The organism is Bifidobacterium sp. N4G05, from assembly GCF_002742445.1.
GTDB classification, from domain to species: domain Bacteria; phylum Actinomycetota; class Actinomycetes; order Actinomycetales; family Bifidobacteriaceae; genus Bifidobacterium; species Bifidobacterium hominis.
In genome coordinates this window covers 85,454-101,368 of sequence record NZ_NJNQ01000004.1, presented here as the reverse complement: position 1 = coordinate 101,368, position 15,915 = coordinate 85,454, and the positions used below count along the sequence as shown (strand labels likewise).

At 55.8% G+C, this 15,915-nt stretch carries 12 protein-coding genes; 9 read left to right on the top strand and 3 right to left on the bottom strand.

All coding sequences use genetic code 11. The features are described from left to right. The first annotated feature begins 66 nt into the window (after positions 1 to 66). Entirely contained in the window at positions 67 to 2,139 is a 2,073-nt protein-coding gene (locus CE153_RS05135) for a DEAD/DEAH box helicase (RefSeq protein ID WP_099595393.1), read from the top strand. A 140-nt stretch (positions 2,140 to 2,279) separates the two neighbouring features. Here the strand turns inward: CE153_RS05135 and CE153_RS05130 are convergent, their stop codons facing one another. Beyond that, positions 2,280 to 3,068 (bottom strand): ABC transporter permease, encoded by a 789-nt coding sequence (locus CE153_RS05130; protein WP_099570725.1) that lies wholly within the window; start codon positions 3,066 to 3,068, stop codon positions 2,280 to 2,282. After that, entirely contained in the window at positions 3,065 to 3,862 is a 798-nt protein-coding gene (locus CE153_RS05125) for an ABC transporter ATP-binding protein (protein ID WP_099595392.1), read from the bottom strand. The genes CE153_RS05130 and CE153_RS05125 overlap by 4 nt, the downstream gene beginning before the upstream one ends. 284 nt (positions 3,863 to 4,146) lie before the next feature. Between CE153_RS05125 and CE153_RS05120 the strand changes: the two genes are divergently transcribed. The 3 genes from CE153_RS05120 to gndA all read left to right on the top strand — a co-directional run bounded on the left by CE153_RS05120 (position 4,147) and on the right by gndA (position 9,793). Then, positions 4,147 to 5,550: an alpha/beta hydrolase gene (locus CE153_RS05120; protein WP_099595391.1), complete on the top strand. Its 1,404-nt coding sequence runs from the start codon at positions 4,147 to 4,149 to the stop codon at positions 5,548 to 5,550. Between the two features lie 109 nt (positions 5,551 to 5,659). After that, on the top strand, positions 5,660 to 8,209 hold the full coding sequence (locus CE153_RS05115; RefSeq protein WP_099595390.1) for a bifunctional lysylphosphatidylglycerol flippase/synthetase MprF: 2,550 nt from the start codon (positions 5,660 to 5,662) through the stop codon (positions 8,207 to 8,209). A gap of 135 nt (positions 8,210 to 8,344) precedes the next feature. Continuing rightward, positions 8,345 to 9,793, top strand: coding sequence for an NADP-dependent phosphogluconate dehydrogenase (gndA, locus tag CE153_RS05110; protein ID WP_099570721.1), 1,449 nt, complete (start codon positions 8,345 to 8,347; stop codon positions 9,791 to 9,793). Between the two features lie 130 nt (positions 9,794 to 9,923). On the opposite strand, the gene CE153_RS05105 is transcribed toward gndA, so the two are convergent. Further along, on the bottom strand, positions 9,924 to 10,721 hold the full coding sequence (locus tag CE153_RS05105; RefSeq protein ID WP_099595389.1) for an SDR family NAD(P)-dependent oxidoreductase: 798 nt from the start codon (positions 10,719 to 10,721) through the stop codon (positions 9,924 to 9,926). A 102-nt stretch (positions 10,722 to 10,823) separates the two neighbouring features. Here CE153_RS05105 and CE153_RS05100 point away from each other — a divergent pair, with 102 nt between their 5' ends. The 5 genes from CE153_RS05100 to pgl all read left to right on the top strand — a co-directional run bounded on the left by CE153_RS05100 (position 10,824) and on the right by pgl (position 15,752). Then, entirely contained in the window at positions 10,824 to 11,024 is a 201-nt protein-coding gene (locus CE153_RS05100; protein WP_143433094.1) for a hypothetical protein, read from the top strand. 54 nt (positions 11,025 to 11,078) lie between these two features. Then, a complete protein-coding gene (locus CE153_RS05095; RefSeq protein WP_099595387.1) occupies positions 11,079 to 12,266 on the top strand; it encodes a MalY/PatB family protein in 1,188 nt (395 codons plus the stop codon). A gap of 126 nt (positions 12,267 to 12,392) precedes the next feature. Then, positions 12,393 to 13,964, top strand: a complete 1,572-nt coding sequence (gene zwf / locus CE153_RS05090) for a glucose-6-phosphate dehydrogenase (protein WP_410050011.1) — start codon at positions 12,393 to 12,395, stop codon at positions 13,962 to 13,964. Further along, positions 13,961 to 14,917: a glucose-6-phosphate dehydrogenase assembly protein OpcA gene (locus CE153_RS05085; protein WP_099595535.1), complete on the top strand. Its 957-nt coding sequence runs from the start codon at positions 13,961 to 13,963 to the stop codon at positions 14,915 to 14,917. Before zwf ends, CE153_RS05085 begins: the two co-directional genes overlap by 4 nt. Positions 14,918 to 14,960: 43 nt before the next feature. Further along, entirely contained in the window at positions 14,961 to 15,752 is a 792-nt protein-coding gene (gene pgl, locus CE153_RS05080) for a 6-phosphogluconolactonase (RefSeq protein WP_099595534.1), read from the top strand. The last annotated feature ends 163 nt before the right edge of the window (positions 15,753 to 15,915 follow it).

Sequence of the window (15,915 nt, the reverse complement as noted above, 5' to 3'; positions counted from 1 at the left end):
TATCGGGCATAGGCTACAGTTATCAGGTTTGCGCAACGTGCGTAATATTTGACATGAAAGGCCATTGTGCCCGATACCGTTTTTGATGAAGATACCCTCGCAGCCGCTTCCGAAGCGATGGGCGAGGAAGAGGAACGCCCGCTGACGTTCGCCGAACTCGGCGTTCCTGGTCCACTGGTCCGCGTGCTTGCGGCTGATGACAAGAAAACCGCTTTCCCGATTCAGGCCGACACGCTTCCCGATTCGTTGGCTGGGCGAGACCTTCTCGGCCGCGGTCGTACCGGTTCCGGTAAGACGTTGGCGTTCTCGATTCCGCTGGTCGCTCGCCTGGGTGAAGTGGATGCCAGCGAATATGAGACCATGAGCCAGTTCCGCCATGAGGTTGATCGTGTGAAGCGGGCTCATGCCGAGGAGCGTCGCGCCGACGATTTCGTGCCTCATCCGCGTGGCTTGGTGCTTGCTCCGACCCGTGAGCTTGCCAACCAGATCAACGACGTGCTGATGCCACTTGCTCAGATATACGGCATCAACACCACCACCGTGTACGGCGGCGTACGTTATGCCCGCCAGATCCGTGACCTTCAGGCCGGTGCCGATATTGTGGTGGCCTGCCCTGGTCGTCTTGAGGATCTGATCGAACAGGGCGCGCTCACCTTGGACAAGGTTGAGGTTGCGGTTATTGATGAGGCCGACGAAATGGCCGATATGGGCTTCCTTCCGCCCGTCAAGCGACTGCTCGGCCAGATTTCGTTCGATGCGCAGATCATGCTGTTTTCCGCCACGCTCGACCATGGCGTGGACGAAGTGGTGGAAACCTTCCTGTCCGATCCGAAGGTGCATAGCGTCGATTCCGCGACGGCGACCGTTGACGAGATGACCCACCATGTGTTCAAAACCACGCTGAGCGACCGTCACGAGCTGGTGCGCACCCTCGCTTCCGGCAAGGGCCGTCGCATTCTGTTCACCCGTACCAAATTCCAGACGCAGAAGCTTGCCAAGGATTTAACGCAGAACGGCATTCCTGCGGCTGAATTGCACGGCAATCTGAGCCAGAACCAGCGTGACCGCAATCTGGCCGCCTTCAACTCCGGCGATGTGAACGTTATGGTGGCCACCGATGTGGCCGCGCGAGGCATTGACGTTTCCGGTGTGGAACTCGTGGTGCAGGTCGAACCGCCGGAAGATCCGAAATCCTTCCTGCATCGTTCCGGACGAACCGCGCGAGCCGGTCATTCCGGTGACGTGGTGACCATCATTCTGCCGAACCAGCGCCGCAGGACCCGTCGCATGATGCGTGAGGCCGGACTGACGGTCGAACCGATTGACGTGACCCCTGATTCGCCGGAAGTGTTGGAACTCGTAGGTGAAGTGGCCGAGCCGGTATTCGGCTGGACACTTGAGCAGTCGCAACCGGCAGGAAATCCGCGCCGTAGGAAGAACGGCAAGGGGGGTGCCGACGGCGAACGTTCCGGCAGGCCGAACCGTTCCGGCGGGCGTAACAAGGATCGCGGCAAAGACAAGGGCGGCAAGCCGTTTAAGTCCGAACGCAGGGATCGTCGCGATCGCGACCAGCGTGAGGAACGTAACGACAGCGCGAAGAAGTTCGAACCGAAGAAGAACCGTGCGGAACGCCGTGCCGCCAAGTTTGAAGGTCGTGACAATCGCGAATTCGAAGCGCGTGAACATCGTTGGGAACATCCTGAAATTCAGGAGGAACACCGTGAACAGCGTGAGGAAAAGCGCAACAACAAGCGTCGTGAAAAGTACGCGCGCCTGCATGAGCAACAGCGCAGTGACAACGAACAGCACGAAACGGCGAACAAGCGTAGGCACGACGGCGATTACGGCAATACCGACAATCGCAGGGGGCTGGGAAAGAAGAAGTCCGCGCAGCTTGCGAAAAAGCAGGGGGCGCCAAGCAAGAAGCAGCGCAAGTCTGAAGCCCGTGCCGAACGTCGATATGACGACGATCGTCGTTCCAACGGCAAGAAGCATGACGAGCGTTCCTCGGATGCGAAACGCTATGACCGTCATACGGAAGTCAAGCGTGGCGGCCGTGACAGACGTCACGACAAGCATGCAGGGCAGTCACGCCATCGCCATGCGAACATCAGGAAAGCGCCATTCCGCACGCGTTGATCGCTGAAATGCAAAATCAAAGCTTGCATAACTGGTAAACAATAGAAAACGGTGTCCGCCAAGGTTCATGAACACTTGGCGGACACCGTTTTCTATTAAAACTGATCGTCTATTAATTTGATTGGCTATATGAAAGTCGTTCAGTCTGCAATCGGATTATATTGGTCGTCTGCAGTGAAGCACTTGCGGTACGCCATCACCATAATGAGACTGTCAGCTAGAAGTGTCAACGCTGCAATGGCGGCGAGAACCAGGAACTGGTATTTCGCCGCATCGATAGGATTGCCGCCGGCGATGATCTGACCGGCCATCATGCCAGGCACCGTCACAATGCCGCTGGACGCCAGCGAAGCGGTAGTTGGCAGCAAACCCAAACGAATCGACGAGACGATGGACGGGCGCGCGGCCTCCCAGGCGGTCGCACCCAACGCCAGCAGCGTATCCACTTCGTCACGGCGTTCCTTCATGCTTTCGAAAAACCGGCTCAATCCAACCGCCAAAGCGGACACGGTATTGCCGAGCAGCATGCCGGTCAACGGTACCACCAATTGCGGCGCATACCAAGGTTGCGGGCGAATGATCAATTCGGTGACCAACGAAATCATAATAAGCATGGTGATGACCAAGCTCAAAAACACGGGACCGGCCAAGCCCTTCGGCACACCTTTGGCGCGAGACAGGGTGATCTGCACGGCCGCGATCAGCATGAACATCACCAGCAGCAGCACCAGCCATGGATTGTTCGACTTGATGACGAACTCCATAATGAAACCCATGGCGCACAATTGCAGCAACGCGCGGCATGCCGACCATAGCAGTGTCTTGCCAATGCCCATGCGCATCGCTTCGGAAATGCCCGCGGCCACGCCGACCATAACCAATGCGATGAGCAGACCCCAAATATCAATGGAATAGTAATTGCCGCTCATGCCTGCACTCCTTGCACCGAATCGGACTGTGCCGTGAAATCATTGGAATCATTGGTTGCTTCGGTGAGCGGAGCATTCGCACTCTGCAATACGCCTTTGGCCAGTGTGAGAATACGCGTGGCACGCCCGTCCGGTGGACGATGGCGAATACGAATCACCGTCATGCCCTGCTCTGCGGCCTGAGCCAGGATGGATGCCACCTTATCGGCGTTCTCATCATCCAAACCGGCATCAACCTCATCGGCAAGCAGCACTTTCGGCGACGTAAGCAAGGTGCGCGCCAAACTCACCCGGGCGGCCTGGCCTCCAGACAAGTCATGCGGAGCGCGCCCCAAATCAATATCCGCGCAGCCAATGGCGTCAAGCGTGGCTCGAATGCGATCATCCGGCAGCAGATCGGCGGGTTTGAGAGACTTGCCAGCCGACCATTTCCTGCTGAATCCGTGCTTGTCTTCGCCGGCACGAATAGCCAATGTAAACGGCAAACGAATCGCCTCGGCCACGCTCGAACCGATTAATACCGGCTTCTGCGGCAAATACGCCACCTGACTACGCCACTGTTGCGGTGTGAATTCGCTGGCAGATCGCCCTTCAAGCTGAAAATCGCCGGTCGCATTCGGATTCAATCGTGCGAAAGCGGTAAGCAGACTACTCTTGCCCGATCCGGAAGGTCCGACCAAATCCACAATCTCACCAAACTTCACATCAACGGATAATCCGCTGAAAATCGTGCGCTGCTCACCATCGACAGGCACGATACAGGAAACATTCGAAGCTGAAAAAACATACTGCATAGTCCAACACCATACCGCTTGACTGCCGGTCGGGAACATTGGATGTGTTTCTTAACGTATTCTAAGCTGGAATCACATTATTTGATCAAACCATTGGAACGTGCGTTCGAGGCGTTATCGGCAAAGGCAAGAACGCTGCCGAATAGCATCGTCCATTCAGCTTACTCACAGTATTTTTCGTTGATCTTCCAAGGAAAATCAGTCTCAAGGATGAGGTCGTGCCAACGTTTCGTGGACTACAAATGGCACATTGGAAATGAAGAATATGAAAGCAAGAAGTGCGCATGCGTACATGGTTGATGAACATAAGTTTGGTGGATGGCTGGTTTCCGGCAACGTTGTTTTCGATAACTGCGGTACTGGCGGCGACACTGTTGGGTATTGCAATATGGGAGACGGTTGGCGAAAGCCGTGGCGACGGTAAACGTGCAATTGCCGTAGTTGCGTGTCCGATGGTGATTGCGGTTATTGCCGGCATTGTTGGATGGGTGATTGCCTGGTTGCTGTCGGACGTGTTTGTGGTGTTCGGTGTTGGGCTGGGCCCGCGTGTGATCGCATGGGCTGGTTGCGGTTGTGCGATCATCGGATTTGCGGTCAGTCATGCGATGCTGCATAGGGGAGTGTTGCGTGCCGTCGCCGTAATATTGGTGGCATGCGCAGTGCTTTCCGCCGCCACCGGCATCGATCAGGCGTATGGAGAATATGCCACCATCGGATCACTGTTCGGCCAAGACACCTATCACGAAGCCGACCTGACGGGAATGGCGAAACGCAGCGATTTGATTAGCGTCACGCAATGGAAGCAGGAAGCGGCAGACGGTAGCATCAGCGATATTCCCGCACATGGCGAAGTCAGTAAGGTAAATATTCCAGCCACAACATCGCATTTCGAGGCGCGACAGGCGCTGGTATATCTGCCGCCGGCAGCGATTGCCACAGCCAAGCACAAGCCGGCGTTGCCGGTCATACTGATGATGAGCGGCCAGCCGGGTTCTCCGGGGCGCGCGTTTGCCGCGGGCGGCATCCAAACCATGATGGACGATTATGCGCAGCATCATGGCGGACTCGCACCCATTGTTATTGCGGCCGACCAGTTGGGAGACGATTCGCATAACACCCTATGCGTGGATTCGCCGGTGTACGGCAATGTGCTGACCTACTTGACGAAAGACGTGGTCGACTGGGTGAGAACCAATCTTCCTGCGGCATGGCAAGCACAAGATTGGGCAATCGCAGGTTTTTCGCAGGGAGCCACATGTTCGTTGCAAATCGGTGCGAACCATCCGTATTTGTTCGGCACCATCATCCCCACCGGCAGCGAGCTCAAACCGACCAATGGCAGTGAAAGCAGTATGATCAGCCGGTTCTTCCGCGGAGATCGCACCGCATACGAGAAGCAGATTCCCATCAACGCCATTCGCAACCGTGCGCCTTCGAACCAGACGCTTGTTATCGGTGCGGGGGAGCGTGATCACGAGTCCGTGCGCAATGCCGAACGCATCGCACCGGTTGCCCAACAGGCGGGCATGCATGTTACGGCGGTCGAATCGCTTGGCAATGCGCATGACTGGCATGCCGTGCAAGACACGTTGCGGTACGGACTTGCCGTATTCGGCTGTAACACGGGACTGAGCGACGCCAAGCCGAAATTGGCGGACTATCCGAATCTCAAACGCATCGCGATCTGACATGTCGTTTTGACGCGTCGGCAACTCGCGATCACAAGTATCAATCTGAATCGTCAATCTGAATCATTTATAGAATCATTAATCCGAATTATCGAACGGAAGCATTGTCATGACAACGCAATCGCAGGAATCAGCAGTAAAACCATTGTTCGGCTTTCGCGCGCTCATATCCGATCTTGCCGACTGGATGCGTCGGCACCGTATGACCTTGGGCTTCGTGCTGTTCATCACGCTGTTCAATGTCGGCATGCAGCTCGTATGCGGCATCAGACATATGCAATTTCCGCCGCAATTATCGCGCGTGAGTTTTGACGCGCTCGCGCATGGGTGCTGGTATACCGCGCCGATCTCACTGCTGTCAGTACCTCATTTGGGTCGTCTGCTGATCGACATTCCACTGATACTCATCGCATTCGGCTTATGCGAAACGGTGATTGGAAAGGTGAAGACGGCATGGGTGTCGCTGATCACCACGCTTGGCGGCATAGCGCTGGGCATGGGATTATGTTCGCTGTTCGCAGGCAAAAGTCCGCAATGGCATGCGATTTCGCATGATGGCGCGATTTTGGGGCCGCTGGTTGTTGTGATGGGCACGCTGATGTGCGCCAGCGCATTCACCGCCATGCTGTGGCGTCGGCGCATTCGTGTGATCGGCTATAGCGTGGTGCTGATCATGTTCCTCTACCGTGGCGAGGCCAGCGATTATTGTTTGCTGGCTGCCGCGCTGATCGGTCATGTGCTTGGTTATTTGATGGCGTCCGAAAGTCAAGGCGATGTGTATAGGCATGGTGCCTTGTACGAGATGCGCAGGCTGATTGGTATTGCTGCCGGCGTGCAGGCGGTCGGTTCGCTGGTTGCCGTTTCCTCAAGGCAATCATTTGGATTGCTTTCCATGTTCGGATTGCTGACCGGTTCCACGGAATTCGATACGGAACAAGTGTTGGATTGCCTCAACGGTTCCTCGCATGCCAGCTGTTTCGCGCAATATCGTATGATGCGATTCACCATGCCCGGAAACTGGCTGGTGTCGTTGATGCCGACGCTGATGCTGCTGTTGATCGCATGGGGTCTGTACCGCGGACGCCGCATTGCCGCCGTGTTAAGCGTGCTGTTCAACGCGTGCACGGTGGTATTTGCGATGCTGTTCTATGTGATGCTTCCGCTGCGAAATGTTGGCGATTCGCAGGCTGATGCGTTGCCTGCGTTGGTTCGTCACGGTGCGTTTCACGCAATGTTTTCCACTATGGCATTGCCATTGATTTTTATCGTTATCGTCATTGCGTTCCGTCAGTGTTTTATGATTCGCACCAGAAGTGAGATTATGTTGCGCGCTGCGGCAGGTGCATTGTCGGCTTTTCTGTTGTTGGGATTGATGTATGTCGGGTATGGGCTTGCCTCTCCCGAGGATTTCAACGAAAGTCCGCAATTGATTGCATTGCTTGCCGATTATGTGCAACGATTGTTGCCGATCGGACTGCTGAGTGCGATCGAACCTGAGTTTGTACCCGTCGGGCAAATCTCCGTGCTGGTATATCAGTGCGTCGGTCCGGTGTTTTGGGTTATCGCCCTGCTGTGTGTTTGGGATTGTTTGCGGGATCGTTCCATGGTGAATGACGCTTCGCGCCATCATGTTGACGCGATTATTCCGCTTGGCGGCGAATCCATGTCATTCATGGCAACTTGGGAAGGCAATGATTATTGGTTTTCTGCAACCGGACGTTCCGCAATCGCCTATCGAGTGTCGTATGGCATCGCATTGACGGTGACAGGACCATTCGGAGATCCACACGAATATGCGGAAGATCTCACTGATTTCGCAACATTCTGCGCGCAGCATTCCTGGACGCCCGTATTTTACAGCGTACACGAGTCGCAGCGAGCCGAACTTGCCAAAGCCGGATGGGATTCACTTGACGTCGGCACGGAAATGATTGTCAATCCCAACGAATGGCAGACCCGAGGCAAGAAATGGCAGGACGTGCGCACCGCCATCAACAAAGCCAAACGAGACGGCATCACCGACGTGCTCACCACTTTCAAGGAAGCACCCTTCTCAGTGCAAACGCAAATTCGTGAGATTTCCGCACAGTGGGCCGGCAAAAAGGCCCTGCCGGAAATGGGATTCACCCTGGGCGGCGTCGACGAACTGATCGACTCCCGGGTGCGCCTGCTCTACGCGGTCGACGGCAACGGCAAAGTCCTTGGCGTAACCAGCTGGCTGCCCACCTATCGTGACGGCACAATCATCGGTTGGACGCTTGACTTCATGAGGCACCGTACCGACAGCGTCAACGGCATCATGGAATTCCTGATTGCACGCATGGCTGAACGACTACGTGACGAAGACAACGTGGAATTCATGAGCCTATCGGCGGCACCACTAGCCGGCATGGGATCCAGCGAAAGCGAACACGAGGAAAGCGAAGTGTTGCGTCATGCACTGCAAATGGTCGCAGACATCATGGAACCAGCATACGGATTCCACTCACTGTTCCGTTTCAAACTGAAATTTCACCCCGACGAAGAGAAAGTGTATATCTGCTATCCCGATGCGGCCAAACTGCCGCAAATATCGCTTGCTGTGGCGCAAGCCTACGTGCCATCACTCACACCTGCCGAAGCTATGCGTTTTGTACGCACCATCGCGCCACATGATTGACGATACGTCAGATTTGGCATGGTATCAGCTTTGACAGGATGTCAGACTTGAGACGGTCCATGGTTCTGGGGTAGCTCGGGTCTACACTAAAGAACGGTTCATAAAGTACTACTTTTCCTGATGGAAGGGGTCAGCATGTCAGCTGAAGCAAACGTCGGCGTAGTCGGTCTTGCCGCAATGGGCGGTAGCCTCGCGCGTAACCTCGCACACCACGGCAACAAAGTGGCCGTGTTCAACCGCTCCTACGGTCGTACCGAAAAGCTCATGAACGAACACGGCAGCGAAGGCGAATTCTTCCCGGCAAAAACCCTCGAAGAGTTCGTGGACAGCCTCGTCAAGCCGCGTACCGCCATCATCATGGTCAAGGCCGGAGAGCCGACCGACGCCATGATCAACGCGCTCGCCGACCTGATGGAACCGGGCGACATCATCGTCGACGCAGGCAACGCCTACTTCCCGGACACCATTCGTCGCGAGAAGGAAATCAGCGCTCGCGGCTTGCATTTCGTCGGATGCGGCGTGTCCGGTGGTGAGGAAGGCGCTCTGCTTGGACCTTCCATGATGCCGGGCGGCTCCGAAGAATCTTGGAAGACGCTGAAGCCGATTTTCGAATCCATCGCAGCAAAGGCCGAAGGTGATCCGTGCGTCACCCATATCGGACTTAACGGTGCCGGCCACTTCGTCAAGATGGTGCACAATGGCATCGAATACTCCGATATGCAGCTCATCGCCGAAAGCTACGATCTGATGCGTCGCGGCCTCGGCATGACCCCGGCTGAGATCGGTGACGTGTTCGAAGAGTGGAACAAGACCGAACTCGACTCCTACCTGATCGAAATCACCGCCGAAGTGCTGCATCAGGTCGACAAGAAGACCGGCAAGCCGCTGGTTGATCTGATTGTCGATCATGCTGGCATGAAGGGCACTGGCACGTGGACCGTGCAGACCGCACTGTCTCTGGCCGTTCCGGTCACCGGCATTGCCGAGGCCGTGTTCGCCCGTGGTCTTTCCTCCGAAGCTGATCTGCGTGAGGAAGCCGCCAAGCAGGGCTTCAATGGCCCTGACGGCAAGCTGAACCTCACCGACGATGAGAAGAAGGCCTTCATCGAAGACATCCGTCAGGCACTCTACGCTTCCAAGATCGTCGCCTACGCCCAGGGCTTCAACGAGATCACTACTGCCGCCGAAGAATATGGATGGGATATCGATCTGGCTGCCGTGTCACGCATCTGGCGTGGTGGCTGCATCATCCGTGCGAAGTTCCTCAACCGTATTTCCGAAGCGTTCGAATCCGGTGAGGCTAACGTGTCGCTGCTGTTTGCCCCGTACTTCAAAAACGCCATCGAAACCGCCGAAAACTCGTGGCGCAACGTGGTGGCCGAAGCCGCACGCAATGGCTTGCCGACTCCGGCTTTCGCATCGTCCCTGTCGTACTTCGACGGCTTGCGTTCCCCGCGCCTGCCTGCCGCTCTGATTCAGGGTCAGCGCGACTATTTCGGCGCTCACACCTACCAGCGTGTGGATCAGCCGGGTGCATTCCACACCCTGTGGGCTGAGCCGGGTCGCGAAGAAATCGAAGCCTGATAGCGATTTCGTAACGAAACCAATACGCTGACGAACGTAACGAGCCGCACGCTTTATGAAAAAGTGTGCGGCTCGTTACATGAAGGCGGGTCTGTCTGGGCGTGAAGTCTCCATTGAGTTGCTTGGCGAATCATCTGCGATGTTGGTTGTGTGGATCGCCCCCGTTCATGACTGCGGCGACCCGTCGAGTCAGGGCGCGGGGGAGTAGCCGTTCCGCGGTCGCGCCGGCTTTGGTGAGATAGCCATGGTAGGCAAGCGTGCGCCCCTGCTTCATCTTTCGATAAGCGTAGACGGCAAGCTGGTAGGCGGTGGCCGGTTTGGTCAGTGTAAAGAAATTCATGCCACGCATGTTCGCGGCCTTGGCGAACCCCGTGGATGTTGGCCCCGGGCATACACAGGTCACACTCACTCCGGTATCGTGCAGCTCATACGCCACCGCTTCGGAAAGAGAGCGCACGAACGCCTTCGACGCGAAATACACCGCCATATACGGGCCTGCCATCATCGAAGCTACAGAGGAAATATTCAAGATTCTGCCGTGTCCGTGTGCCCGCATGTCACGACCATAACGGTACGTAAGCTCAGCCACCGCGGCCATATTGAGCTGCATCATCTCATGCTGGCGATGCCAGTCGGCGTCGAGAAAACCCGTCCAATCCGCAAAACCGGCGTTATTGACGAGATGATCCACCTCAAAATCCTGCGAAACCGTGTAATCATGCAACTTTTGCGGTGCGTCAGACTCGCTTAAATCAAGTGCGACCGTTTCCACATGCACGCCATAGCGATGTTCCAGCGTGCGTCTCACTTCATCGAGCTTGCTTTGCTTGCGTGCCGTGATGATGAGATCATACCCGTCAGCCGCAAACAATGACGCCATTTCGCGCCCAATACCACTCGAAGCCCCCGTTATCAACGCATATGCCATAAGACCACCTTCCTTAAGTATTGATGTTCATGGTAGTCAATGCGTATGCAGTAACGCCATTTGCAACGCAACGGTCCGGAACTTTTTGACTGGGCTGACTGATTGACAGTTTTCATGCACTTCTCGCATGGAAAGCAATACATCATTTACATTGGTTATTTTGGTTTGGTTCGTTCACAATGGGTGCGTCAGCATGAACGCGAAAGAACCGGCATGGAATATCCGAAAGGCCATGTTTTTGAACTTATGCAACAGGGCGGCCTGACCGACAAAGTCATTAAAATGCATGTTGTGAAACCATGATCATTCACAGCTTGCATTTGACTTCGTCCACTTGAAGTCCTTAAGTTTGATGGCATGACTTACGATTTCGACACTCCCATAGACCGCTCCGGAACATATTCGCTCAAGTGGGAAGAGGCAGGGGACGCGCTGCCCATGTGGGTGGCAGATATGGAATTTCAAACCGCTCCACAGATCCGAGCCGCATTGCAACAGCGTCTTGACCACGGTATTTTCGGATATTCGATTGTTCCTCCTGAATGGAATCAGGCATATGTTAACTGGTGGCGCCGTAGGCACAATCTTGATATCGACCCGGAATCGTTGGTATTTTGCACCGGCGTGGTGCCGGCAATCTCCAGCATGGTACGAAAACTCACCACTGCCAACGAGAATGTGCTTATCCAAACTCCGGTCTACAACATTTTCTTCAATTCGATTATCAACAATGGATGCCGAGTGCTTGAATCACCGTTGAAATATGACGGTTCCGGACATTACTCCATCAACTGGGCCAATCTGGAATCCAAGTTGGCTGATCCGCAAACCACGCTGATGATTCTGTGCAATCCGCACAATCCCGTAGGCCGAATCTGGGATCGCGACACCCTCGCACGCATAGGTGAGCTTTGCTGGAACAATCATGTGACCGTAATCAGCGACGAAATTCACTGCGATTTGACCGATCCGGGATACGATTACGTACCCTTTGCCTCGGTGAATGAGCAGTGCGCAATGAACTCCGTGACCTGCATGGCACCGACCAAAACGTTCAATATCGCCGGTCTTAACACGGCTGCCGTAATGATCCCGAATCCCGTGCTGAGGCATAAAGTATGGCGCGCGCTCAATACCGATGAAGTGGCCGAGCCGAACGCTTTCGCCATGACCGCCACGCTCGCCGCCTTCAACGAAAGCGAGCCATGGCTTGAGGAATTGCGCGCATATCTGGCCGATAACAAAGCCGAAGCGCGAGCCATGATCGACGAATACAACGCTTCCGCCGCACCGGAACGACGCATCACCTTGATCGAAAGCCATGCCACCTACCTGCTGTGGGTCGATTGTTCGAAACTGACGCACGATACCGCTCTGTTATGCGAACATCTCAAACGCAATCACCGGGTAATGTTCTCCGAAGGTGCCGAATATGGTGGCAATGGGTATGATTTCATCCGTATCAACGTGGCTTGCCCGCGAAGCGTCATGCAAGAAGGTTTCAACCGCCTGCTCGCCGGATTACGTGATTTTTCGGTGAATTAGTATAAGACTATCGTCTGTGATATTGCTCACAGCCGCTAGGAAACGGCTGGTTTTGTGGGTTTTCACAAAATATGGAAAGGACGTTTTTCGGATGGTCACTGCCGTCCGTGACCTGTTGGCGATACTATGAGGCATATGACTGAAACTGTTTCATCCGTACTTGGCACGCCTGAAGAGTGGACGAATCCGCTGCGCGATCCACGCGATCTTCGACTTCCACGTATTGCAGGCCCGTGCAGTATTGTGATTTTCGGCGTGACCGGCGATCTGTCACGCAAGAAGCTGCTTCCCGCCATTTATGATCTGGCTAATCGTGGCCTATTGCCGCCAAGCTTCGGTTTGACGGGGTTTGCCCGTCGTGATTGGACCGAGGATCACTTCAAGGATTTCGTGAAGGAGAACGTGCAGGCGCACTGCCGCACGCCATTTAAGGAGGCGACCTGGAAGCAGCTCGCCGACGGCATTCGTTTTGTGCAGGGCACGTTCGATGATCCGAAGGCGTTCGAACGATTGTCGAACACTGTTGCCGAGCTTGACCGCGATCGTGGCACACGAGGCAACCATGCGTTCTACATGTCGGTGCCGCCGCGCGCGTTCCCGCAGGTTTCCCGGCAGTTGGCCGATTGCGGTTTGGCGAAATCGTCGGAAGGTGCTTGGCGTCGTGTGATCATCGAGAAACCGTTCGGGCATGATCTGGCAAGCGCCAAGGAGCTGGATCGTGTGGTTTCCGAGGTGTTCGACCCATCGAGTGTGTTCCGTATCGATCATTATCTCGGTAAGGAGACGGTGCAGAATATTCTGGCGCTTCGTTTCGCGAACGCGATGTATGAGCCGATCTGGAACAACAATTACGTCGACCACGTGCAGATCACGCATGCCGAGGATATCGGAGTGGCGGGTCGTGCTGGCTATTACGACGGTATCGGCGCGGCGCGTGACATCATTCAGAACCATTTGCTACAGCTTATGGCGTTGACGGCGATGGAGGAGCCTGTTTCGTTCTCTGCTTCCGATCTGACGGCGGAGAAGACGAAGGTGCTGTCCGCAGTGCGCTTGCCGAAGGATCTGGCGGCGCATACGGCGCGTGGCCAGTATGCGGCCGGTTGGCAGGGTTCGCATGAGGTCGTGGGATATTTGGATGAGAAGGGCATCGATCCGGAGTCGACGACCGAGACGTATGCGGCAATCCGTTTGGATGTCGATACGCGCCGTTGGGCCGGTGTGCCGTTCTATCTGCGTACGGGCAAGCGTTTGGGAAAGCGTGTCACGGAGATTGCCGTGGTGTTCAAGCGCGCCCCGCATCTGCCGTTCGAGTCGACTGCGACGAAAGAGCTCGGCAAGAACGCGATCGTGATCCGTGTGCAGCCCGATGAGGGTGTGACCATGCGGTTCGGCGCGAAAGTGCCGGGTGGTACGGCGATGGAGGTTCGTGACGTGTCGATGGACTTCGGTTACGGCCGGTCGTTCACCGAATCGTCTCCGGAAGCCTATGAACGTCTGATTCTTGACGTATTGCTGGGCGATCCTCCGCTGTTCCCAACCACGCGCGAAGTGGAATTGAGCTGGCAGATTCTCGACCCTATCGAGGAATTCTGGTCCACGCTCGGCCAGCCGCAGCCGTATCGTTCCGGAACATGGGGCCCTCAGGAAGCCGTTGAAATGCTTGCCCGTGATGGACATCGTTGGAGGATGCCGTGATCATTACCATGAAGGACACCGAAACCCGTGAGATTTCGGCGAAAATCGACGAATTGCACGAGGAGCGTGGTGAAGCGGCTTTGGGTCGCGTGCTCACACTGCTGATCTCCACGAATGAAGCATCGTTGGAACATGATTTGGAAGTCGCGAACAACGCCAGCCGTGAACATCCCTGCCGTGTGATTGCCATTGCACCGAACTCGCGCAAGGCTGACATGAATGTGGAAGATGGTAAGAAACGCACCTTCCTCGATGCTGAAGTGAGATTCGGTTCCGATGCCGGCGCGGGCGAAATCATCGTGTTGCGTCCGATTGGCGGGCTGGTTCACCACCCTGACACGTTGGTGATTCCATTGTTGGTACCGGACGCTCCGGTGGTGGCCTGGTGGCCAAACGAAGCTCCGGCGAACCTGTCGAACGATTTGCTGGGTTCCATGGCACGCAGTCGCATCACCGATGCCATGCATTCGTCGAATCCGATGCGCACTATGGATGATTTGCGCCGCAACTGGTCTTCGAAGAATGTGGACATGTCGTGGACTCGCTTGACTGTTTGGCGCGCGATGCTCGCTTCGATGCTTGACCAGCCGCCGCATCTTCCAGTAAGTGGCGTGCGTGTGACCGGACCAAAGGACTTCTTGCCGTTGAATCTGCTGGCCGCATGGCTTCGTCTTCGTTTGAACGTGCCTGTTGTGGTGGAAGACGATCCGAATGCAACCGCCGTGACCGGCGTGTATCTGACCCGTTCCGATGGCGTGCTGAGTTTGGAACGCCCATCCACAGACGATGGCGTCGCCGTATTGAACGTTCCAGGGCAGTCCCCGCAAACCATGAGCGTTCCCGCACGAACCATCGAGGAATGCCTGAGCGAGGAATTGGGTCGACTCTATCCGGACGAGATCTATGCGGAAGTCGTGACCCAAGGCTGGGATCTTATCAATTCGAAGCACTGAATCGATTCTCCGAAACAGTAAAGGAACAATGCAGGAAAAGCATATGGCAGAACGCACCACCGTTGTATATCCCAATCCTCAGATTCTGGCTGAAGCCGTGGCCGCTCGTACGCTGCTGACCATCATCGATCTTCTGTCGGAACCGAATCGCACTCGCGTTGACATTGCCGTGACCGGTGGGACTGACGGCAACCGAGTGTTCGACGCCATGAACTCGAGCCCATTGAACGATGCCGTGGACTGGAGCCGTGTGCACGTATGGTGGGGCGACGAACGATTCGTGGCCGCCGATGACGATGATCGCAACGCCAAGCAGGCGCGTGAGGCATGGTATGGCAAACTGGTTGCCGACGGCCATATGCCGGCAGGCAACATTCATGCGATGCCGTCCGATGAGCGTAACTCGGAAAGCGTCGCGGCAGCCTCGCCCGAACAGACCGATGCGGTACTGGCTGAAGCCGCCGCGCAATACCAGCGTGAACTCATTGAACAGTTGGGGGAGAATCCAGCTTTGGACATCGCCATGTTCGGTATGGGACCGGACGCGCATTTCGCATCCCTGTTCCCTGACCACGGCGAGTCGGAGATCGACGATCCGCATGTGCTTGTTGCCGGTGTGCGCGATTCACCGAAACCGCCGCCACTGCGCCTGACGCTGACTGTGCCTATGATCGCACGATCGAAGCACACGTGGGTGTTCACATCCGAAGCACGCAAGGCGGACGCGGTTGCTGCAGCATTCGCGCAACGCAACAATCCACATGCGCCAAGCTCCTACGCCGATGGTGAGGAACTGCTGTGGCTCATCGACGAGGGTGCCGCCTCCAGATTGTGATGCAAGAACCGGGACTATTGAATCCCGAGAGCCAGGTTCCATTGGTTCCGTGACGGGCACGTCACCTAAGTCTCTGCCTGCCATGGATTACTCCCATGGCTAAACATCAAGGCTGAATCGTCTGGATGAGTGAGCGCGCAACGCCATGCGTAGTAGTATGGCG